Here is a 21,976-nt window from a genome sequence, read left to right on the forward strand (position 1 = left end):
TCCTGCACATACGGCCTGCAACGATAATGACGACAATCTAAAAGATATTGAGTAAAGGCGTTTGGGCAATTTCAAACAATATAACTGGCTAGCGACGGCTCTTGTTTACACAGACGACGCCAATCAACTATCGGCATACGCACGTGCAAACTCACACAGCCATCATCTTCATTCCATTCTTTTTCTATAGCATGCAACTGATAAAAACGACTGCGCAAACGGCCCGCTTCCGGCGGCAGACGTAAATCGTACTGCGCGATTTCACCGGCTAAACGCTCAGAGAGCGCCTGCCACAGCAACGGCAGACCCACGCCGCTCTGTGCAGATAACCACACACGAATCGGCTGGTTCTCTTCGTTGCGATCGATACGCGGCACAAAGTCCTCAAGCATATCGATTTTGTTCATGATCAACAGCGCCGGAATTTCGTCAGCTTCAATCTCTTCCAGAACTTCATTTACTGCATCAATGTTGTCATTCACACGCAAATCGGCGGCGTCAATCACATGCAGCAGCAATGTCGCCTGACGCGTTTCCTGCAGCGTGGCTTTAAACGCCGCGACTAAGTCGTGCGGCAAATGACGGATAAAACCAACGGTGTCTGCTAAAACCACTTCACCTACATCCGCCACATTCAAACGGCGCAATGTCGGATCAAGTGTCGCGAACAGTTGATCCGCTACGTACACATCCGCAGAGGTAATCGCGTTGAACAGAGTGGATTTACCGGCGTTGGTGTAACCCACCAGCGAAACGGTTGGCACGTCAGCTTTGGCACGCGCTTGTCTGCCCTGATCGCGCTGTTTTTCGACGCGTTCAAGACGGGAGAGAATCTGACTGATACGGCCACGCAGCAAGCGTCGGTCCGTTTCCAGCTGAGTTTCACCCGGACCACGTAAACCGATACCGCCTTTCTGGCGTTCAAGGTGCGTCCATCCGCGAACCAAACGGGTTGCTAAATGGCGTAGTTGTGCCAGCTCGACCTGCAATTTACCCTCATGGGTGCGGGCGCGCTGGGCGAATATATCGAGAATTAAGCCGGTGCGATCGATTACGCGACATTCGCACAGCCGTTCAAGATTACGTTCCTGAGCAGGAGTTAAGGCATGATCGAATAAAACGACCGATGCTCCACTCGCTTTTACCGCATCGGCAATTTCAACTGCCTTTCCTTCACCGACAAAATATTTGGGATGTGGCGCTTTACGGCTGCCCGTAATGACTTGCAGCGCTTCAACGCCCGCAGAAGAGACAAGAGTTTCAAACTCCTGCAAATCTTCCAGCTCTTTGTCTTGGGAGAACCAGATGTGTACCAGTACGGCCTGCTCACCGGCATCATAACGGTCAAACAAGCTATAACCTCGCTAAAATAAAATAACCAGGACAGGAAAACGTGCTCGTTCTCCAGCCCTGGCTTTACGGCAGCGCAAAATTATTCTGCGTTATCGCCGTCTTGTTGTGGCTGCGACTGAGCGCTTTGATTGCTTCCGCTGTGATGATAGTTGCTGCTACCACCGCTGCCGCCCGCGTTATTGCTATGGTGCGACACTGGACGAGAAGGAACCACTGTAGAGATGGCGTGTTTATACACCATCTGGCTGACCGTGTTTTTTAACAGAATGACGAACTGATCAAAGGATTCAATTTGCCCTTGCAGCTTAATACCATTCACCAAATAGATCGAAACCGGTACACGTTCACGACGCAATGCGTTCAAAAACGGGTCTTGTAAAGATTGCCCCTTAGCCATTCTATCTTTTCCTTATATGCTTGTTGTTTGTTGCTTTAAGAACCGTGGTTCAGAAAAACTGCGTAAAAATTTGCGCACGATAACGGACCAATTGTACACAATCATCCCTGCTACGCACTAACTACCTTAAGCACCGCATTACGCGCTAACTCTGGCTCATCACTGTTTAACCAGTGTACTTCAGGCCAGCCACGTAACCAGGTCATCTGGCGTTTAGCGAGCTGCCGAGTGGCGCAAATTCCCCGATAAACCATTTCGTCGTAATCGATTTCACCCGACAAATAAGACCACATCTGGCGATAACCGACACAACGAATGGAAGGCATGTCCGTATGCAAATCACCTCGCGCAAACAGTGCACGAGCCTCCGCTTCAAATCCTGACGCTAGCATCTGGTCGTAACGCAACGCAATGCGTTGATGTATCAGTTCACGACTCGCAGGTGCGATAGCAAACTGGTACACGTCGTAGGGTAACGCTTCGCCGGAGGTTTTTGTCAGTTCCGTTAAAGTTTTACCCGAAATAAAAAAAACTTCCAGTGCTCGCGAAAGTCTCTGCGGATCATTCGGATGAATACGACTACCGGCGACCGGATCGATTTCACACAGCTGACGGTGCAAGGCTTCCCACCCTTTCTCCGCCGCCATTTGCTCTATTCGCTGACGCACCTCGGGATCGGCCGAGGGCAACGGCGACAATCCTTCAAGTAATGCCTTGAAGTAGAGCATGGTTCCACCAACAAGCAACGGAATCTTCCCCTTCCGGGTGATATCCGCCATTTCTGCCAACGCATCGCGACGAAATTCTGCGGCGGAATACGCTTCCGCCGGATCGCGAATGTCCAGCAAACGATGGGGCGCCAGTGCTAACTCTTCTGCCGACGGTTTCGCCGTGCCAATATCCATCCCGCGATAGATTAAGGCAGAGTCAACGCTAATAAGTTCCACCGGAAGTTGCTGACGCAGCGAAATCGCTAATGCCGTCTTACCGGAGGCGGTAGGCCCCATCAAAAAAATTGCCTTTGGCCGGCTAGCCTGGTTTAGTTCACTCATGCTTCAACGCGTTTAGCGCGCTCTCAATCTCAATGGTCTGCAACAGACCTGAAGGCGGCGACTTAAGCAGTTGCGGACAAAGCCTTTCCAGCTCTGCCAGCAGTGCAATCGCCTGCGAGTGATTCCAGTGAGCGTCTTCTGCATCATCTCGACGCGCCAGCCATTGGGCCAACGTGGATGCAGAAACCTCTTGCTGCCGGGCCAGGTAGCCTAACAGTTCTGGAATCAAGATTTGTAAATTTTGTGTTCGTAACGGTAAAGGCACCGCGCGCAGCGTCACGTGCTGCCCTTCTCGTTGTAAATCAATGCCCATCTGGCTCAGCAGCGCGGCATGAACGGCGATGGCAGCCAGCTCGGGCGCAGCAATTTTCAGGCGCACCGGGATCAGCAGCGGCTGCGGTTTTAAACCCTCTTCCCCTGGTTCAAGCTGGGCCTGTTTTAGCCAGCGCGCCGCCACGGCCAGCGATAACAATTGCAATGCGCTACCACGTTCCAGCAGCGCATAACGATCCTTCAAAACGCTTAACACGCGGCCAAAACTTTGCGCATGAGCGGCCAGCGGCGCTTCACGCTTTTCCGGCAAACGCACCGGAGCCGCGGCAGGAACTGGCGCCGCGCGCGGCGTTTCTACCATCGGCGTTTTCATCAACTGCTTATAGGCATTACCTTCACGCGCACTGTAAACCGGCTCTTTATTCTGCCAATTCGCATTCGCGGCCGCAGAAGCCCCGCCGCTGCGTGGCGTGTTGCTGGGTTGTGCAAAGTGGTTCGCGCCTGCCGCCTGACGGTTTTCTGGCTGCCACTTCGGCGCAGGTTCTTCGGCGTGGGCGATGGGCAATTCCGGCGCGCGGCTGGCTTGCAGCGCACTCATCACGCCTTGCCAGATAAAATCATGTACCAGACGCGACTGATGAAAACGCACCTCGTGCTTAGCCGGATGGACGTTGACATCCACCTGATGCGGGTCGATCTCCAGATAGAGCACGTAAGCCGGTTGCTGATCGTCGCCAAGCTGCGTTTGATAAGCCTGACGAATCGCGTGATTGATGAGCTTGTCGCGCATCATGCGTCCGTTGACGTAGCAATATTGCAGATCGGTAACCTGGCGCGAACCGTGAGGATCGGCGACCCAACCGCGCAGCGCTAAATCATCGTGCTGCCACTCAATGCGTAAAGCGTGCTGCATAAACGTGGTGCCGCAAATGGCCCCTAAACGCCGCTCCCGCTGCGCATCTTCACTGACCGCGCGATACTGACGCATTAACTTACCGTTGTGACTAAGCGAAATAGCGACGTCAAAACGTGCCAGCGCAATACGACGAATCACCTCATCGATATGGGTAAACTCGGTCTTTTCAGTGCGCATGAATTTGCGGCGAGCGGGCGTGTTATAAAACAGGTCGAGCACTTCCAGCGAGGTGCCTACCGGATGCGCAGCCGGTTTCACCGTCACATCCATGTCGCGCCCTTCCGCGTAGGCTTGCCAGGCTTCGCTTTGGTCGGCGGTGCGTGAAGTCAGCGTTAAACGAGAAACGGAACTGATACTGGCGAGCGCTTCGCCACGAAAGCCGAGGCTCATGATCGCCTCAAGGTCATCAAGCGAAGCAATTTTGCTGGTCGCATGCCGCGCCAATGCCATTGCAAGCTCGGCTTTGGCGATACCGCAGCCGTTGTCGCGAATGCGGATGAGCTTCGCGCCACCTTTCTCAATATCGACGTCAATGCGCGTGGCGCCGGCATCAAGGCTGTTTTCCACCAGCTCTTTTACGACCGACGCCGGGCGCTCAACCACTTCGCCTGCGGCAATCTGGTTCGCCAGCTGCGGCGGTAAAATCTGTATTGGCATGGTGGTGATCCTTCTGGCTGGTTGGCTCACGGGGAGCCAACAATCAGGATTGCGGAATTTTTAAGTTTTGCCCCAGCATCACATTGCTCGACTTCATATTATTCGCCTGCATGATGGCTTTCGAGCTCACGCCATAGTGCGCGGCAATCGCCGTGAGGGAATCACCGCGCACCACTTTATGCCGGGTTGGACGACTCGCCGCCACGCTGACGCTGGATTTCGCGGGCACCTTCAGGCGCTGTCCCACCCAAACCACATCGCGCTTCAGGCTATTCATCTCACGTAACGTCGCCATGCTCACGCCATATTTTGCCGCGATGCCCGACAGCGTTTCGCCACGCGTGACGGTATGACGCTGCGTTGCGCCGGTATATTGCACCGTACCGGTCGCCGGGTTGCTGGCGACGCTAACCGCTGGTGCGCTGTCCAGCGGCCGGTTTTCCTCCTTTGGGATCGATTGCAGCGGATGCGTAAGGAAATAATTGCGCAGGCCTTTATAAATCGACTGCGCAATCTTCTCCTGATACGCGCTGCTGCCAAGCAGCCGCTCCTCCGCGGCATTACTAATAAAGCCGGTTTCGACCAGTAAAGAGGGAATATCCGGGGAACGTAAAACGCCAAGGCTGGCATGTTCCGGCAGACGCTTATGCAGCGGCGTAATACCGCGCAACTGCTGCAAGACTTTGACGGCGACGTCATAACCTACACGCTGTGAATGACCAAACTGCAAATCCAGCACTGCCTGGCTAAGATAGGGATCGGCCTGGCTGTTCGCCAGCAGATCGCCTGCGCCGCCTAACAGCTCAGATTGTTTCTCTTTCTGTTCCAGCCAGTTCGCCATTTCGTTATTGGCGCGGCGGTTAGACAGCACCCAAACCGATGCGCCGGTGGCTGAGTGATTTGGCGCGGCGTCGGCGTGAATGGATACCAGCAGGTTCGCGTTCTCTTTACGCGCCACTTCTGAGCGGCCCATTACCGAGATGAAATAGTCGCCGTTACGCGTCAGCACCGGTTTGAACATCGGATCCTGATCCATCAGCGCTTTCAACTTACGCGCAATTGAGATGGTGACATTTTTCTCGTGCAAACCGTGCTGGCCGGATGCGCCGGGATCCTGACCGCCGTGCCCGGCATCAATCGCCACAATTACCACATCGTTGCGACTAACCGAGTTGCCGGGACGCACGGTGGTATTGCTGCTGGTCACCGCTGTCACCTGATTGGCGTTGAACGGATTGCCCTGGCTGCTGCTGCTCGGCTGGCTTTCACGCGCGGTGGTAACAGGCGCGGCAGCGGCCGGGCGCTTCGCTGGCTGCGTCCCACGAATGGTGAACACCACGCGATAATTACTGCCATCGCGCTGCGTGCTGGCGCGCGTCTGCGCGGGCTGCGTCAGTTCGAACACCAGACGCAGGCTTTGCTTATCCTTCGGCTGGCTATGGCGAATGCGTTGCACAATATTTTCGCCGCTAAAATTGAGCGGCAAACCTTTAATCGCGCCGCTTTGACGAATATCCAGCACCACACGATTGGGATTGTGCAGCGGAAAAAAGCCATATACGGGCTGACCGTTAAAGCTCAGCGTGACGGTAGCCTGGCTATCGCCATTTTCGACTTTGATATCCGATAACGTGGCAGACAACGCCGAGGCAGAAAACAGGCACAGCAAGCCCAGTACAATGATTTTCATCCGTGACATCATGCCGGATCCCTGCCTTGCTGGAATTGGGTTAACAGCGCTTCGCCCGTGGCGGAAACCGCGCTTATTTCGGCTTCACGCGCCGCATCCACGTAGCGCAACGTCAGCGCTAAATCGGGCTCAGGCAGCACGCCGGTGCCCCTCTGCGGCCACTCCACCAGACAGAGCGCATCGCCGGCGAAATAGTCGCGGATGCCCATGAACTCTAGCTCTTCGGGATCGGCAAGACGATAAAGATCGAAATGGTACAGCGTGCGAGAGCCGAGCTCGTAGGGTTCGACCAGCGTATACGTTGGGCTTTTTACATTGCCTTGATGGCCGAGCGCCTGCAGAAAACCACGGCTAAAGGTGGTCTTACCGGCACCCAAATCGCCATAAAGATAGATCACCAGCGCGCTGTTGCAGACGCGCGCCAATTGCGCACCCAGATTCAGGGTTGCCGCCTCATCGGGCAAAGGGATAACACAGGTCTTCATGCTTTATTGTTGGATCATCTCTGGATTAACAAACTGCCACAGCAGCTCGAACAAATCAGTGGCTAACATGCCGCGAGTACCGCGCTGACGCGCGACGGCATCGGCTGTTGCCCCATGCGCGACACAGCCTGCGCAGGCTGCATCAAGTAATGTCAGTTTCTGGCCGAGCAGAGCGGCAATAATCCCGCTCAGCACATCGCCCATGCCGCCAGACGCCATGCCCGCGTTGCCCACATCGGCAATGGCGATGTCACCCGCCGCGCTGGCAATCACCGTGCCCGCGCCTTTCAGAACCACCACGCCGCCATAGCGTTTCGCCAGGGCACGCGCAGCGTGTAAGCGGTCACTCTCAATCTCGCTGGTTTTCACCCCCAGCAAGCGCGCAGCTTCGCCGGGATGCGGCGTAATGATGCGATTCTGACGGTTATCCTGCTTGATTGCCAGCAGGTTAAGCGCATCCGCATCCCAAAGCATCGGCTTTTCACTGACCGCGATCTTTTTCAGTGCCTTCTGAGCCCAATCGCGCTGGCCGAGCCCCGGTCCAACGGCGATCACATCCGCCCACTCCAGCGCCTGATCCAGCCGTTCATCGCTCAGCGCATCAACCATTAACTCCGGTCGCGCGGTGAGAATCGGACCAATATTATCTTCATGTGTCAGCACGCGCACAAGTCCGGCGCCGGTTCGCAGGGCGGCTTCACCGGTCATGCGAATCGCGCCCGCCGTGCCGCTGTCACCGCCGACCACCAATAGCCGCCCCTGATCACCTTTATGTGAAGTAGCGCGACGTGGTTTCAGCCAGCGCGTTAAATCCCCGGCGTCATAGCGTGAAATCGGTGCCTGCTCAGCGGCAAGGAACGCCGACAAGCCCAACTCATGGTTGTGCAGAACGCCAACGTAATCGCGCGCCTTGCCGGTCAGTTGGCCGGGTTTCAGCGTAATCATGCTCAACGTGTGATCGGCGATGACCGTTTCGCCCGGCGCCGTGCCATTAGCCGCCAGCAAACCAGAGGGAATATCGATCGCCAGCACCGGTGCGGCATGCGCGTTGATGAGTGCGATCAGGCGATCGTAGGGATCGGCGGGCGCGCGATTCAGGCCGGTGCCGAGCAGCGCATCGACAATCACCTCAACCTGCTCCGGCCAGGGCGCATCCGCCGCGTGAATCACACCGCCCGCCGCCAGCCATGCGTCTTGCGCCTGCTGCGCCTCTTCTGGCAGGGCTCTACTGCCCGCGCACGCCAGCAGCGTCACGTTCAATCCTGCTGCCTGCGCCAGTCGCGCCACCACATAACCATCGCCGCCATTGTTGCCGTGCCCGCACAGGATCAACCAATGCTGCGCCTGCGGCCACAGCTGGCGGCCTAATTCATAGCTGGCCTGGCCCGCACGTTGCATCAGCTCAAACAGCGTTAAGCCCAGGCTATCGGCGGCATCGCGTTCCAGTTGCGCCATCGCCTGCGCAGGCCAGACAGAGTGTGTTAAACTGCGCGCGTTTGCTTCAATTGCCTGGTTTCTCATGTCATATCCTCTCGATCTTCAACAGCTCGCTGAACAAATTAAACAGTGGGGACGCGACCTCGGCTTCCAGCAGGTGGGTATTTGCGATACCGATCTGAGCGCCGAAGAGCCCAAACTGCAGGCGTGGCTGGATAAGCAATATCACGGCGAGATGGATTGGATGGCGCGCCACGGCATGATGCGTGCGCGGCCGCATGAGCTGCTACCTGGCACGCTGCGCGTGATTAGCGTACGCATGAATTACCTTCCAGCTAAAGCCGCCTTTGCCAGCACCTTAAAAAATCCGCAGCTGGGCTATGTAAGCCGCTATGCGCTGGGCCGCGACTATCACAAAGTATTGCGCAATCGACTGAAAAAGCTCGGAGAAATGATCCAGGCGCACTGTGGCGAACTCAATTTTCGTCCGTTCGTCGATTCCGCACCGATTCTGGAACGCCCGATTGCCGCTAAAGCCGGTTTAGGCTGGACCGGCAAACATTCGCTGATCCTCAACCGTGAAGCGGGTTCGTGGTTCTTCCTCGGCGAACTGCTGATTGATCTGCCGTTACCGGTCGATCAGCCACAGGAGGAGCAGTGTGGACGCTGTGTCGCCTGTATCACTATCTGCCCCACTTCCGCTATCGTCGAACCTTACGTGGTCGATGCGCGTCGCTGCATCTCCTATCTCACCATCGAGTTGGAAGGCGCAATTCCTGAAGAGTTCCGTCCGCTGATTGGTAATCGAATTTATGGCTGCGATGATTGCCAGCTGATCTGCCCGTGGAATCGTTACGGCCAGTTAACCGATGAAGATGATTTCTCGCCGCGCGCGGTGTTGCATGCGCCGCCGCTCACCGATCTGTTCAAATGGGATGAAGCCAAATTTCTGCGCATCACCGAAGGTTCAGCGATTCGGCGTATTGGGCATTTGCGCTGGTTGCGAAATATTGCGGTGGCATTGGGCAATGCGCCCTGGGCAGAAGAAAATATGGCGGCATTAGCATTGCGCAGCGGCGAACATCCCCTGCTTGATGAGCATATTGAATGGGCGATTGCACAGCAGTTGCAGAAACGCGCGGCGCAAGCGGTAGAAGTGCAGCCAGCGAAGAAACAGCGGCTGGTGCGCGCGGTCGAAAAAGGCCTGCAACGTGATGCGTGATTGAGCAGTCGCACAGGATAAAACGCTTTTCCACATGCTGTGAATAAAATTTTCCCACTGAATCGTGACGGAGATCGTAATTTCGTCTTAAGGGCAAGATCACAGTCTGAAATAGTTATAACCACTTACAAATCAATCAATTAAGCGATTATTGTAAATATTCACGTCGTATTTAGCGCGCAGGGGTTTGTCCAGAGCTTGTGGATAACTCTGTTCAAAACAGTTTTAAACAACGGGGAAAACGCCGTCAGAAGCTTGCAGGCGCATTGTGGATAACCTGTAAGATAACTGCATCAGACAACAAGCATTATCGCTGCTAGCGAGGCGTGCAAAATTTCCAGAAAAAAACGATGTCGCATGCGATCAAAAAAGATCTGCAGCTGTTTTAATTCTGATTGCGCCTAAGGGCAAATAACATTAGTGAATATGAAAATCTGGAGCGGGAAACGAGACTCGAACTCGCGACCCCGACCTTGGCAAGGTCGTGCTCTACCAACTGAGCTATTCCCGCATAATCTTCGTATTTTAGTCTGCTACTGCGTTGGCTGCCTTCACTCACCCAGGTCACTTACTCATGTAAGCTCCCAGGGATTCGTTCAGTTGCCGCCTTGTTGCAAACTAAAATACTCGATTCTGACTCTTCGTATTTTTGTCACAACAATCACGCTAACGACTAAATCCGTGATTTGGATGGTTTACTACAAACTCTGGAGCGGGAAACGAGACTCGAACTCGCGACCCCGACCTTGGCAAGGTCGTGCTCTACCAACTGAGCTATTCCCGCATTAGAGGTTTACTACTCAACGAAAGTTTGGAGCGGGAAACGAGACTCGAACTCGCGACCCCGACCTTGGCAAGGTCGTGCTCTACCAACTGAGCTATTCCCGCATAATCATCGTATTTGTGTTGGTTACTGCGTTGGCTGCCTTCACTCAATCAGGTCACTTACTGAAGTAAGCTCCCAGATATTCGCTCAGTTGCCGCCTTGTACCCAACTCAACTACTCGATTCTGAACTTCGTCGTACTACTTTACTTCTCCGTTCCGCATGAAATTCTTCACCGGTACGGGGTGCGCATTATACGAGAAATCCTTTCAGTCGCAAGAGTCTAAAAGCAAAATTTTGCGCTTTCCGCGCGTTCGCTGCTTTTATCGACAACCTGATGATTTCCTGCGCACCCGCGGCGGTTAAAGCTGCAGGAAGTGCTCGCGATAGTACGCCAACTCAGCGACGGACTCGCGAATATCATCCAGCGCCTGATGGCTACCGGACTTTTTAAAACCTGGCAAGATATCTGGTTTCCAGCGGCGCGCCAGCTCTTTCACCGTGCTGACATCAAGATAGCGATAGTGGAAATAGGCTTCTAGTTCAGGCATGTACTTAAACAGGAAGCGACGATCCTGACCAATACTGTTGCCGCAAATCGGCGAGGTGTTCGCCGGCACCCACTGTTTCAGGAACTCGATGGTGGCCAGTTCCGCCGCACGGTCATCGTGCTCGCTGGCTTTGACGCGCGCCACCAATCCGCTATTGGTGTGCGTGCGCACGTTCCAGTCATCCATCAACGCCAACTGATCGTCAGATTGATGCACCGCGAACACCGGGCCTTCTGCCAGGATGTTAAGGTTGGCATCGGTCACGATGGTAGCGATCTCAATAATGCGATCGCGTTCCGGATCCAATCCGGTCATTTCGAGGTCGATCCAAATCAGGTTGTTTTCATTTCCAGCTGTCATGCGTTTCCCGCCTGTTGCCAAAGTCGTCATTAAACTCATTTCAGGTGTATCATAGACGTTTTGCCCAGCAGGGCGAAACCTGGCGAAAGCCGTGAGAGGATGCGTGAGTAAAAACAAACTGTCGAAAGGTCAACAACGTCGCGTAAGCGCCAACCATCAGCGTCGTCTGCAGCAACGGAGCGATAAGCCGGAGCCGGATGATAGTCTGTTTGGAGAAGCGGCTGATGGCGTGGTGATCAGCCGTTTCGGCATGCACGCAGACGTGGAAGATAGCGAAGGCGTTGTGCATCGCTGTAACATCCGCCGCACTATTCGCTCGCTGGTCACTGGCGATCGCGTTTTATGGCGCGCTGCCATTGGCGGCGGCAAAGGGATCGTCGAAGCGGTACACGAACGTAAGACGGTGCTTACGCGCCCAGACTTCTATGACGGCGTGAAACCGATCGCCGCCAACATCGATCAGATCATTATCGTTTCGGCGATCCTGCCAGAGCTGTCACTCAACATCATTGATCGTTACCTGGTCGCCAGCGAAACTCTTGGCGTGGAACCGCTGCTGGTGCTCAACAAAACCGACCTTTTAGATGCCGAAGGCCGCGCGTTTGTTGATGAGCAGATGGAGATCTATCGCAACATTGGTTATCGCGTTTTGATGGTTTCCAGCCACGCCAAAGATGGCCTGGTTGAACTGGAAAGCGCCTTAACCGGCCGCGTCAGCATCTTTGCCGGCCAATCTGGCGTGGGTAAATCGAGCCTGCTGAATAACCTGCTTGGTCTGGAGGTAGCGGCTGAAATTCTGACCAACGATGTGTCGAACGTTTCTGGATTAGGCCAGCACACCACTACCGCGTCACGCCTTTACCACTTCCCGGCGGGCGGCGATGTGATCGATTCACCGGGCGTGCGTGAGTTTGGTTTATGGCATCTGGAGCCAGAACAAGTGACGCGCGGCTTTGTCGAATTCCGTGAATTCCTTGGCGGTTGCCGTTTCCGCGACTGTAAGCACGATACCGATCCTGGCTGTGCCATTCGCGAAGCGGTAGAAGAGGGCAAGATTGATATCTCCCGCTTCGATAACTACCACCGAATTCTGGAAAGTATGGCGCAGGTAAAGACGCGTAAAAACTTTTCCTCCGACGCAGATTAAGCAGTACAACGGCACATTCGCCAACGCGCTGGGGCGCTGCTACAATCCGCCCCCTTTTTTGTTAACGACACGTAATTAAGCCAGGAGGCAACGGTGTTTGATCGTTTTAAACTCGGCCTGAATCATATTTTGCCTAAAAAAGGGCTCACCGAGCTCGCCGGTTGGGGTGCCAGCCGCCGTGGTGGCTGGCTCACTAAAGCGGTCATCGACCTATTTGTCTGGTACTACAAAGTGGATATGGCGGAAGCCAGCAAGCCACATACCGGCAGCTACCGCACCTTCAATGATTTCTTCGTGCGTCCGTTAAAAGAGGGCGCGCGTCCGATCGATACTGATGCCTCTTTACTGGCGCTGCCCGCCGATGGCGCGATCAGCCAGCTGGGCCGCATTGCCGGCGATCAGATCTTCCAGGCCAAAGGCCACACTTACAGCCTGCAGGCGCTGCTGGCCGGTAACGACGATCTGGCGGATCAGTTTCATGACGGCGAGTTTGTTACCACTTATCTCGCCCCGCGCGATTATCACCGCGTGCATATGCCGTGTAACGGCATCCTGCGCGAAATGATCTATGTGCCGGGCGATCTCTACTCCGTCAACCCGCTGACCGCACGTAACATTCCGAATCTGTTTGCGCGTAACGAGCGCGTGATCTGCGTATTCGATACCGATCATGGCCCGATGGTGCAGATCCTTGTCGGTGCCACCATTGTGGGTAGCATCGAAACCGTGTGGGCGGGCACCATTACGCCACCGCGCGAAGGTGTGATTAAACGCTGGCGCTATCCGTCTGCCGATCATGATGGTGCGGTGGTGCTGTTGAAAGGCCAGGAAATGGGTCGCTTCAAGTTGGGTTCAACGGTGATCAACCTGTTCGCGCCAAATCGCGTGAAGCTGGCAGAAAGCCTTGAAGCCGAAAGCAAAACCCGCCTCGGTCAGCCGCTGGCCATCGCCCTGCCTCAGCCTGGCGACAGCGTCTCACTTAGCAAATAACCCGGAATCTCTCCCGTGCGTGTTTTCCTCTCCTTGCTGCTGAGCCTTGTGCTCAGCAGTTCTGTATTTGCAGCCACCGTTCCGCAATCCAGCCAGCTAAAGCAGGAACTGGATGCGGCTAAATCGGCGAAAACCTCACCCGCGCAAACCGAGCAGGTGCAGGCGCTCGAATCGGCGATCAATTTCCTCAACGAGCGCGATGAGTCGCTGGAGCGCGCGAAGCAGTATCAGCAGGTGATTGATGATTTCCCGCGGCTGGCGCGCGAATTACGTCAGCAGATCGCCACGCTGACGGACAGCAGCAAGGCGGTGCGCAGCAATATGAGCAGCGCCGAGCTGGATCAGGAGCTGTTGCAGGTTAGCAGCCAGCTGCTGGAGGAAGGCCGTCAGGCGCAGCAGGAGCAGGATCGCGCGCGCGAGATCAGCGATTCACTGTCGCAGCTGCCGCAGCAGCAAACCGATGCACGCCGGGCGATGACCGAAAGCGATCGTCGCGCGCAGAGCGCTTCGACGGCGACTACGCCGCTGGCGCAGGCGCAGATTTACGCGCGTCAGGCGGAAAACGCCGCCAACAAAGCGCGCGTGGACGAGTTAGAGCTGGCGCAGCTTTCGGCGAATAACCGTCAGGAACTGGCGCGTATGCGCGCTGAGGTGCATCAGCGCAAAGCGACTCAACTGGATAACTATCTGCAGGCGCTGCGCAATCAGCTCAACAATCAGCGCCAGCGCGAAGCTGAACTGGCGCTTGAGCGCACCGAGCAGCTGGCGGAAAACAGCGGCGATCTGCCGAGTTCGATCAGCGATCAGTTCCGCGTTAACCGCGAACTCTCCGCAGACCTTAATCAACAAGCGCAGCGCATGGATTTAGTCGCTTCGCAGCAGCGTCTGGCCACCAATCAGACCTTGCAGGTGCGTCAGGCGCTGAGCACGTTGCGTGAGCAGTCGCAATGGCTGGGGGCGTCCAATCTGTTGGGCGAAGCCTTGCGTGCGCAGGTTGCCCGTCTGCCGGAGATGCCGAAATCTCAGCAGATCGACAGCGAAATGGGCCAGCTGCGGGTGCAGCGTCTGCATTATGAGGATCTGCTGGAGCGCCAGCAGGAACTGCGCAAAGCCAAACAGGATGACGGCACGCCGTTCAGCAGCGATCAGGTACGCATCCTCGAAGCGCAACTTAAAACCCAGCACGAACTGCTGAACTCACTGATTTCCGGTTGCGATACGCTGATTCTGGAAATCACCAAGCTCAAAGTTTCCAATACACAGTTGCAGGATGCCTTAGCCGAAATTAAAGATGCGACGCATCGCTATCTGTTCTGGACCGCTGACGTTAATACCATCGGCCTGAATTTCCCGGTGGAGATGGCGCAGGATCTCAAGCGTCTGTTGTCGCTGGATACCGCCGGCCAGCTCGGCAAAGCGCTGGCGATGATGTTTACCAATCGCGAAACCGTGTTACCGATTATTGGTGCGATTCTGCTGGTTGGCTTCAGCATCAGCTCACGTCGTCACTACAACGCCTTTATGGAGCGCTCCGCCAGCCGCGTCGGTAAAGTGACGCAGGACCGCTTCAGCCTGACGCTGCGCACGGTATTTTGGTCGATTCTGGTGGCGGTGCCGCTGCCGGTATTGTGGGCCGCGCTCGGTTACGGTTTACAGCATGCCTGGCCTTATCCATTCGCCGTGGCGATTGGCGATGGCATCACCGCCACGCTGCCGCTGCTGTGGGCCTTTATGATCAGCGCCGCGTTTGCACGTCCCGATGGCTTGTTTGTGGTGCATTTCCGTTGGCCGCAAGCGCGCGTGGCGCGTGCCATGCGCTATTACTCGCTGTCGGTGGGGCTGATTGTGCCGCTGATCATGCTGCTGATCGCCTTTGCCAATCTCGACGATCCGCAATTCTCCGGCACGCTGGGACGCGTGTGCTTCATCCTGATTTGTGGCGCGCTGAGTATCGTTACCGTTAGCCTGAAACGCGCCGGTATTCCGCTCTATCTGGATAAAGAGGGCAACGGCGATAACTTCGTAAACCGCATTTTGTGGAACCTGATGATTGCCCTGCCGCTGGTGGCTGCCCTCGCCTCCTGCATCGGTTATCTCGCCACCGCGCAGGCGCTGCTGGCGCGTCTGGAAACCTCGGTGGGCATCTGGTTCTTCCTGCTGGTGGTGTATCACATCATCCGCCGCTGGATGCTGATTCAGCGCCGCCGCATCGCCTTTGACCGTGCACGTCAGCGTCGTGCCGATATGCTGGCCAACCGCGCGCGCAGCGAAGAAGAGAAAGAGCAATCAACGCCAGCGAATGCCGACACCATCGAAATCGATGAGCCAAGCATTGATCTTGATGAGATCAGCGCACAGTCGCTGCGTCTGGTGCGTTCAATCCTGACGCTGATTGCGCTGGTTTCGGTGATTGTGCTGTGGTCAGAAATCCACTCGGCGTTTAGCTTCCTTGATAACATTCCGCTGTGGAATGCCAGCACCACCATTCAGGGTGTGGACAGCGTGCAGGCGATTACGCTGGGTGCGGTGTTGATTGCGATTCTGGTGCTGATCATCACCACGCAGCTGGTGCGTAACATGCCCGCGTTGCTGGAACTGGCGCTGTTGCAGCATCTCAGTTTGGCGCCGGGCACCGGTTACGCCATTACCACTTTGACCAAGTATGCTTTGATGCTGATTGGCGGCTTGATTGGCTTCTCAATGATGGGCATTGAGTGGTCGAAGCTGCAGTGGCTGGTTGCTGCGTTGGGTCTGGGTTTGGGCTTCGGGATGCAGGAGATTTTCGCTAACTTTATCTCCGGCCTGATTATCCTGTTTGAGAAACCGATCCGTATTGGCGATACCGTGACCATTCGCGACCTGACTGGCAGCATTACGCGCATCAACACGCGTGCCACCACCATCACCGATTGGGACCGCAAAGAGATCATCGTGCCGAATAAGGCTTTCATTACTGAGCAGTTCGTGAACTGGTCGCTGTCGGATTCAGTGACGCGTGTGGTGCTGACGATTCCAGCGCCCGCCAGAGTCAACAGTGATGAAGTGACCAACATTCTTAAGCAAGCGGCCGATCGCTGCACCTACGTGCTCGATATGCCGGCGCCGGATGTGTTCCTGGTCGATCTGCAGCAAGGTATTCAGCTGTTTGAACTGCGCGTGCATGCGGCGGAGATGGGGCATCGCATGCCGCTGCGCCATGAACTGCATCAGCTGATTCTGCGCGGCTTTGAGGAGCACGGCATTGAGATGCCGTTCCCACCATTCCAGGTACGCATGGAGACGTTAGGAAAGCAAAACCCCGCGACTAACGGTGCGCCCGCCAATAAGACCTTCAAATCTGGCGGATTATAAAAACAAAACGCCCGGCAGATGCCGGGCGTTTTTTATTGCCGCTCGGAGTTTATCACTTCACAAACTCTTCGCCCTGCGCGATATCTTTCTTCAGCGTTTCCAGCATGCCGTTTAGCGCCTGCTGTTCAAAGGCACTCAGCGTGCCCAGCGGACGGCGTTCAACGATACCGTTTTTGCCCAGCAGCAGCGGCTGCGAGAAGAAGCGGGCATATTCGCCATCGCCTTCCACATACGCGCACTCCACCACGTTGGCTTCGCCTTGCAGGGCACGAATCAATGACAGGCCAAAACGGGCCGCTGCCTGTCCCATCGACAGCGTCGCCGATCCGCCACCGGCTTTGGCTTCCACCACTTCGGTGCCCGCGTTCTGGATACGTTTGGTGAGATCCGCCACTTCCTGCTCGCTGAAGCTCACGCCTTTCACCTGCGACAGCAGCGGCAGAATCGTTACGCCGGAATGCCCGCCCACCACCGGCACTTCAATCTCGTTAGGCTGCTTGCCTTTTAGCGCCGCGACAAAGGTATTGGCACGGATGATATCGAGGGTGGAAACGCCAAACAGGCGATTCTTGTCATACACGCCGGCTTTTTTCAGCACTTCGGCCGCAATCGCCACCGTCGTATTCACCGGATTGGTGATGACGCCAATCAGCGCTTTTGGCGCGGTACTGGCAACCTGCTCGATCAGGTTACGCACGATACCGGCGTTGACGTTAAACAGGTCGGCGCGATCCATGCCCGGCTTACGTGCCACACCCGCGGAGATCAGCACCACATCAGCACCATGCAGCGCAGGCGTAGCATCTTCACCGCTAAACCCTTCCACGGTGACTGCCGTTGGGATATGACTGAGATCGACCGCCACACCGGGCGTTACCGGGGCGATATCGTAAAGTGAGAGAGCTGAGCCTGCGGGTAATTGCGTTTTGAGCAGCAGTGCGAGCGCCTGGCCAATACCACCAGCGGCACCGAGAACGGCAACTTTCATCCTGAACTCCTTATTAAGGTGGGGCAGAGATATGCCGAAAATCCATCAGGTTACGAGTTTAATCAACTTCTCAGGCGATAGCGACTAAACCTGTCGCGCACTAAACACTACGCCGCAATCGGCTCCCGAGACATCTCCACTTCAGAAGTCGCCTGAATGATTCATTCGCAGCCAGAAGACAATGGACGGCAATGATCATCGATATTGTTGTTACCACTTCAATAATATAACAACTTTGCAACCTTCGCTTTGCGCGTCCACCCGCGATTTTGGTGCAACATCATATTCTGTTATGATGCCCGCCCCGCAGGTCATTACCGCGATTCTCTTACCAGACTTATTGCATAAAAATTCATCTAAATGCATAATAATTTATCTGCCGTGGGCCTGTTGCCCTCTGCAACCCCTTTTTAATTGGTAGCTTATGCGAAACCCATCGAAACAAGACGACTTGATTAAGGCGTTTAAAGCCTTATTGAAGGAAGAGAAATTCAGCTCCCAGGGCGAAATCGTGCAGGCGCTGCAGGAAGACGGCTTCGAGAATATTAATCAGTCCAAAGTTTCTCGCATGCTGACCAAGTTTGGCGCGGTGCGCACGCGCAACGCCAAGATGGAGATGGTTTACTGCCTGCCTGCTGAACTCGGCGTGCCCACCACCACCAGCCCGCTGAAAAATCTGGTGCTGGATATCGATTACAACGATGCGTTAGTGGTGATTCACACCAGTCCGGGCGCGGCGCAGCTGATTGCGCGCCTGCTGGATTCGCTGGGCAAAGCGGAAGGCATTCTCGGCACCATTGCCGGTGATGACACCATCTTTATTACCCCCGCGCGCACCTTCTCGGTAAAACAGCTGTACGACGCGATACTGGTTTTATTCGAACAAGAGCTATAAAACCCTGCTGCATACCGGCAGTTCCTCTGCCGGTAATCTTGCCCTTTGCGCTTCATTCGTAACCATTCTGTTACAAATCCCTTTGTAAATAATAAGTTATCCATATGCCTGGCGGTTCTTTTCAGCCGCTATTATTGGTACGACCTTTGTGCCTATTTAACCTTATGCGCTATTTTACGCTGCTTTACACATTGTGCTCAGTGTCTTTCCCTTCTCTATCTTTATCAGCCAACGAGATCAACCACGATCTTTCGCACTAAAAGATAATTTGATGTAGATCATTGTTTTTACGGTGAAATAACCACCTATGGTTAAGATCCAGGCGTTTTTTATAACTTCAGGTTCTAAAAAAGTGCCATAAGGATAAAGAATTACAACCAAACATTATTAGCTCGGTATTAATTTCATGGGTGATTAGATCTATACTTGTTTTCGTGATGCAAATCACACGAAAGAAAAAGATAAAAATAGACGACGAGGAAAAATACCATGAACGTTAAAACTACTATCGCGACTTTAAGTGTTCTCTCTGCCCTGTCATTTGGTGCTTTTGCAGCAGATTCTATTAATGCTGAACAGGCTGCGAATCTGCAACCTGCGGGCACCATCAGCGTCAGCGGCGTGGGCGGTTCTCCAATGGATATCCGTCAGCAGTTAAACGATAAAGCCGACCAGCAAGGTGCGAAAGCCTATCGCGTGGTTGAGGCGAATACCGGTGACAGCTACCACGCAACCGCTGAGCTGTACAAATAAGTTATTGGCTTGAAAAGCAATGTGAACGGCGACCCGTTTGAGACGCTCTTGCCTCTCAGGTTGCCGGCCCCCATTTCAGGAGAGTGAATCATGAAAAGTAAATTAGCTATCGCAGTACTGGGCCTGGCTTCTGTTCTTTCTTTTGGCGCGAGTGCCGCCAGCCTGGTTTCAAACCAACAAGCTGAACAGCTGCAATCTCTGAACCAAACCATCAGCGTGAGCGGTGTTAACGGCGACCAGACCAACGTGCGTCAGGAACTGTCACAGAAAGCCGATGCGCAGGGTGCCAGCCATTACCGCATCATCGAAAGCAACCGTGGCGATACTTTCCACGTAACTGCTGAACTGTACAAATAATCACTAATTGAACGTCCGGTGCCTTGATGGCGCCAGGCAATAGATCGACGACCCGCCACCCCTTTTCTGCCGCAGGTTGTTGATTAAACGAGGAGAAAATTATGAAAATCAAAACAACCATCGCAACTGCTACCCTGCTTTCCCTGTTCGCCTTTGGTGCTTCTGCAGCACAACTGGTCACCGAACAACAGGCGCAGAATCTGCAACCTACCGGCAGCACCATTTCAATCAGCGGAACCGGCGGTTCGCCAATGGACTATCGTGCCGAGCTTTCTCAGAAAGCGGATGAGCAAGGTGCCAGCGCTTACAAAGTGATTGAAGCGAAAACCGGCGACAGCTACCACGTGACAGCTGAGCTGTATAAGTAATTCCTCGTCAATTAAGACGAACCCTTTGGCCCCGCTCGCCGGGGCCCTTTTTACTTTATATTGAAGCGGAGCTGGCCTTCCAGCTCCTCTTCTGCTTCATCAAATAGCAGGATCAATGCGCCATACCGGCGTTTCTGCCCTTTCCCCAGATTTACAAATTCAATCTCCAGCGGCAACGGCAGTTGCTCACCTATAATCGCATCCCAAAGATCGTCAAGATCGTTGATGGCGAGATCGGCTAACGCAAAACGATCGCTAAACTGTCGATAAAAATGGGCTTGATCGACAATCTCGTCGAAATCGAAACGCTCGGTTCTCATCATGACGCCCTCTTGGTTGTTGCGGCTAGCTGAGCCCGCCGAGGTGCAACGCTTTAACTTCCAGATACTCTTCCATCCCCAACACCGATCCTTCGCGTCCCAGTCCAGACTCTTTCACGCCGCCAAACGGTGCCAGCTCAGTGGATACCGCGCATTCGTTAATGCCGATCATGCCCGCTTCCAGCGCCGCTGAGACGCGGAATACCCGCTGCAGATTCTGCGTGTAGAAGTAAGCCGCCAGGCCGAATTCGGTATTGTTGGCACGCGCAATCACCTCGGCTTCATCGTCAAAGCGGAAGCAAGCCGCAACCGGACCAAACGTCTCTTCCTGCGCCAGCTTCATCTCTTCATGCGCTTCGCCAATCACCGTTGGTTGCCAGAAGTTGCCGCCAAGAGGATGACGTTCGCCGCCGACCAGCAATTTGCCGCCTTTACTCAATGCATCTTTGACGTGCTCTTCCACTTTCTCCAGCGCGGACGGCTCAATCAGCGGGCCAACGATCACCCCTTCTTCCACGCCATTTCCGACTTTTAGTTTGCCCACCGCATCGGCCAGTTGATTAACGAAGCGATCGTACACCGCGTTGTGCACATAGAAGCGGTTGACGCTGACGCACACCTGCCCGGCGTTGCGGAATTTGTTGGCAATCGCGCCCTGCACCGCCGCATCAATATCGGCATCATCAAACACGATGTAAGGCGCGTTGCCGCCTAACTCCATCGAGACCTTTTTCATGGTTTCAGCCGCATTACGCATCAGCGTTTTGCCCACCGCGGTGGAACCGGTAAAGGAGATTTTGCGCACCGCCTTGCTGGCCATGATCGCGTCGCTGATGGCATGCGTATCGCCCGCCACCGCATTGAGTACGCCATCAGGCACACCGGCTTTCTGCGCCAGCGCCAGCAACGCGAAGGCGCTCAGCGGTGTGTTGTTAGCGGGTTTGATGATGCCGGTACAGCCCGCGGCCAATGCGGGGCCAAGTTTGCGCGTCAGCATCGCCATTGGGAAATTCCACGGCGTGATCGCCGCGACCACACCAATTGGTTCCCGCGTCGCCAGAATGCGCGAGCCTGGTTTAGCCGGCGGGATGATTTCACCGTTGGCGCGTTTCGCCTGCTCGGCAAACCACTGAATAAAGCTGGCGGCGTATTCCACTTCACCTTCGGCTTCTTTAAGCGGTTTACCCTGCTCGGCCGTCATCAACTGGCCGAGCCAGCTTTTGTTCTCGATGATCAGCTGATACCAGCGATAGAGGATTTCGGCACGCGCCTTGGCGGTTTTATCGCGCCAGGCGGGAAACGCACGCTGCGCGGCGGCAATCGCCTGTTCGGTTTCTTGCTGGCCGGCTTTCGCCACGTTAGCGATAACTTCGCCGGTGGCAGGATTGGTCACCTCAAAGGTGGCGCTGGCGTTATGCCATTGACCATCAGCAAAATAGCCGGTCTTGAATAATTCGTGTTGTTGCAGGGAAGTGGACATCGGTTTTCTCCTGTCAGTTTGCGTCCTGTCAGGAAAGTATAGATGCCAATATCAGAGGTTTTTGTGTCAGCGTGGGATCTAAAAGGCCGCTGCAGGTTGCAGCGGCCAG

19 protein-coding genes and 3 tRNA genes are annotated in these 21,976 nt (G+C 55.0%); 8 read left to right on the forward strand and 14 right to left on the reverse strand.

Annotated elements, in window-relative coordinates; translation table 11 throughout:
* Nucleotides 1-71: 71 nt before the first annotated feature.
* From hflX to nnr, 7 genes are all read right to left on the reverse strand, one after another.
* Nucleotides 72-1,352 carry a ribosome rescue GTPase HflX gene (gene hflX / locus ACYAC5_RS17095; protein ID WP_007892011.1) on the reverse strand — a complete coding sequence of 427 codons (1,281 nt, stop codon included), beginning with the start codon at nucleotides 1,350-1,352 and terminating at the stop codon, nucleotides 72-74.
* Nucleotides 1,353-1,432: 80 nt separating this feature from the next.
* Nucleotides 1,433-1,750 carry an RNA chaperone Hfq gene (gene hfq, locus ACYAC5_RS17100; RefSeq protein ID WP_101762863.1) on the reverse strand — a complete coding sequence of 106 codons (318 nt, stop codon included), beginning with the start codon at nucleotides 1,748-1,750 and terminating at the stop codon, nucleotides 1,433-1,435.
* Between the two features lie 110 nt (nucleotides 1,751-1,860).
* Nucleotides 1,861-2,802: a tRNA (adenosine(37)-N6)-dimethylallyltransferase MiaA gene (miaA, locus tag ACYAC5_RS17105; protein WP_110867436.1), complete on the reverse strand. Its 942-nt coding sequence runs from the start codon at nucleotides 2,800-2,802 to the stop codon at nucleotides 1,861-1,863.
* The gene (gene mutL / locus ACYAC5_RS17110) at nucleotides 2,795-4,648 is read right to left on the reverse strand and encodes a DNA mismatch repair endonuclease MutL (RefSeq protein WP_192412265.1); all 1,854 of its coding nucleotides are present in this window, start codon (nucleotides 4,646-4,648) and stop codon (nucleotides 2,795-2,797) included. The genes miaA and mutL overlap by 8 nt, the downstream gene beginning before the upstream one ends.
* Before the next feature lie 43 nt (nucleotides 4,649-4,691).
* Nucleotides 4,692-6,350, reverse strand: coding sequence for an N-acetylmuramoyl-L-alanine amidase AmiB (gene amiB / locus ACYAC5_RS17115; RefSeq protein WP_137386609.1), 1,659 nt, complete (start codon nucleotides 6,348-6,350; stop codon nucleotides 4,692-4,694).
* A complete protein-coding gene (gene tsaE, locus ACYAC5_RS17120) occupies nucleotides 6,347-6,823 on the reverse strand; it encodes a tRNA (adenosine(37)-N6)-threonylcarbamoyltransferase complex ATPase subunit type 1 TsaE (protein WP_101762859.1) in 477 nt (158 codons plus the stop codon). The genes amiB and tsaE overlap by 4 nt, the downstream gene beginning before the upstream one ends.
* Nucleotides 6,824-6,826: 3 nt before the next feature.
* Nucleotides 6,827-8,344, reverse strand: a complete 1,518-nt coding sequence (gene nnr / locus ACYAC5_RS17125; protein WP_462062051.1) for a bifunctional ADP-dependent NAD(P)H-hydrate dehydratase/NAD(P)H-hydrate epimerase — start codon at nucleotides 8,342-8,344, stop codon at nucleotides 6,827-6,829.
* Here nnr and queG point away from each other — a divergent pair.
* Complete coding sequence (gene queG / locus ACYAC5_RS17130) at nucleotides 8,343-9,482, forward strand: tRNA epoxyqueuosine(34) reductase QueG (protein WP_192236113.1); 1,140 nt, start codon at nucleotides 8,343-8,345, stop codon at nucleotides 9,480-9,482. The genes nnr and queG overlap by 2 nt on opposite strands.
* 435 nt (nucleotides 9,483-9,917) lie before the next feature.
* Here queG and ACYAC5_RS17135 read toward each other — a convergent pair.
* The 4 genes from ACYAC5_RS17135 to orn all read right to left on the reverse strand — a co-directional run bounded on the left by ACYAC5_RS17135 (nucleotide 9,918) and on the right by orn (nucleotide 11,218).
* A tRNA-Gly gene (locus ACYAC5_RS17135) sits at nucleotides 9,918-9,993 on the reverse strand.
* A 197-nt stretch (nucleotides 9,994-10,190) separates the two neighbouring features.
* Nucleotides 10,191-10,266, reverse strand: a tRNA-Gly gene (locus ACYAC5_RS17140).
* A 28-nt stretch (nucleotides 10,267-10,294) separates the two neighbouring features.
* Nucleotides 10,295-10,370, reverse strand: a tRNA-Gly gene (locus tag ACYAC5_RS17145).
* A 299-nt stretch (nucleotides 10,371-10,669) separates the two neighbouring features.
* Nucleotides 10,670-11,218 (reverse strand): oligoribonuclease, encoded by a 549-nt coding sequence (gene orn / locus ACYAC5_RS17150; RefSeq protein ID WP_462062052.1) that lies wholly within the window; start codon nucleotides 11,216-11,218, stop codon nucleotides 10,670-10,672.
* A 103-nt stretch (nucleotides 11,219-11,321) separates the two neighbouring features.
* Between orn and rsgA the strand changes: the two genes are divergently transcribed.
* The 3 genes from rsgA to mscM all read left to right on the forward strand — a co-directional run bounded on the left by rsgA (nucleotide 11,322) and on the right by mscM (nucleotide 16,706).
* Nucleotides 11,322-12,365 (forward strand): small ribosomal subunit biogenesis GTPase RsgA, encoded by a 1,044-nt coding sequence (rsgA, locus tag ACYAC5_RS17155; RefSeq protein WP_101762855.1) that lies wholly within the window; start codon nucleotides 11,322-11,324, stop codon nucleotides 12,363-12,365.
* Between the two features lie 93 nt (nucleotides 12,366-12,458).
* Nucleotides 12,459-13,355, forward strand: coding sequence for an archaetidylserine decarboxylase (asd, locus tag ACYAC5_RS17160; protein ID WP_101762854.1), 897 nt, complete (start codon nucleotides 12,459-12,461; stop codon nucleotides 13,353-13,355).
* A 15-nt stretch (nucleotides 13,356-13,370) separates the two neighbouring features.
* Entirely contained in the window at nucleotides 13,371-16,706 is a 3,336-nt protein-coding gene (gene mscM, locus ACYAC5_RS17165; protein WP_462062053.1) for a miniconductance mechanosensitive channel MscM, read from the forward strand.
* Between the two features lie 52 nt (nucleotides 16,707-16,758).
* On the opposite strand, the gene mdh is transcribed toward mscM, so the two are convergent.
* Nucleotides 16,759-17,694, reverse strand: a complete 936-nt coding sequence (mdh, locus tag ACYAC5_RS17170) for a malate dehydrogenase (RefSeq protein WP_097095873.1) — start codon at nucleotides 17,692-17,694, stop codon at nucleotides 16,759-16,761.
* A 424-nt stretch (nucleotides 17,695-18,118) separates the two neighbouring features.
* Between mdh and argR the strand changes: the two genes are divergently transcribed.
* The 4 genes from argR to yhcN (ACYAC5_RS17190) all read left to right on the forward strand — a co-directional run bounded on the left by argR (nucleotide 18,119) and on the right by yhcN (ACYAC5_RS17190) (nucleotide 20,067).
* The gene (argR, locus tag ACYAC5_RS17175) at nucleotides 18,119-18,589 is read left to right on the forward strand and encodes a transcriptional regulator ArgR (protein ID WP_008101964.1); all 471 of its coding nucleotides are present in this window, start codon (nucleotides 18,119-18,121) and stop codon (nucleotides 18,587-18,589) included.
* Between the two features lie 489 nt (nucleotides 18,590-19,078).
* Nucleotides 19,079-19,342 carry a peroxide/acid stress response protein YhcN gene (gene yhcN / locus ACYAC5_RS17180; RefSeq protein WP_101762851.1) on the forward strand — a complete coding sequence of 88 codons (264 nt, stop codon included), beginning with the start codon at nucleotides 19,079-19,081 and terminating at the stop codon, nucleotides 19,340-19,342.
* Between the two features lie 90 nt (nucleotides 19,343-19,432).
* Nucleotides 19,433-19,699 (forward strand): YdgH/BhsA/McbA-like domain containing protein, encoded by a 267-nt coding sequence (locus tag ACYAC5_RS17185; protein WP_462062054.1) that lies wholly within the window; start codon nucleotides 19,433-19,435, stop codon nucleotides 19,697-19,699.
* 101 nt (nucleotides 19,700-19,800) lie between these two features.
* Nucleotides 19,801-20,067, forward strand: a complete 267-nt coding sequence (gene yhcN, locus ACYAC5_RS17190) for a peroxide/acid stress response protein YhcN (protein WP_008101968.1) — start codon at nucleotides 19,801-19,803, stop codon at nucleotides 20,065-20,067.
* A 50-nt stretch (nucleotides 20,068-20,117) separates the two neighbouring features.
* Here yhcN (ACYAC5_RS17190) and ACYAC5_RS17195 read toward each other — a convergent pair whose 3' ends face one another.
* Nucleotides 20,118-20,387, reverse strand: coding sequence for a barstar family protein (locus tag ACYAC5_RS17195; protein ID WP_217549797.1), 270 nt, complete (start codon nucleotides 20,385-20,387; stop codon nucleotides 20,118-20,120).
* 25 nt (nucleotides 20,388-20,412) lie between these two features.
* Nucleotides 20,413-21,867 (reverse strand): NAD-dependent succinate-semialdehyde dehydrogenase, encoded by a 1,455-nt coding sequence (locus ACYAC5_RS17200; RefSeq protein WP_350261198.1) that lies wholly within the window; start codon nucleotides 21,865-21,867, stop codon nucleotides 20,413-20,415.
* Nucleotides 21,868-21,976 lie beyond the last annotated feature (109 nt).

Source organism: Pantoea sp. y20 (assembly GCF_054903455.1).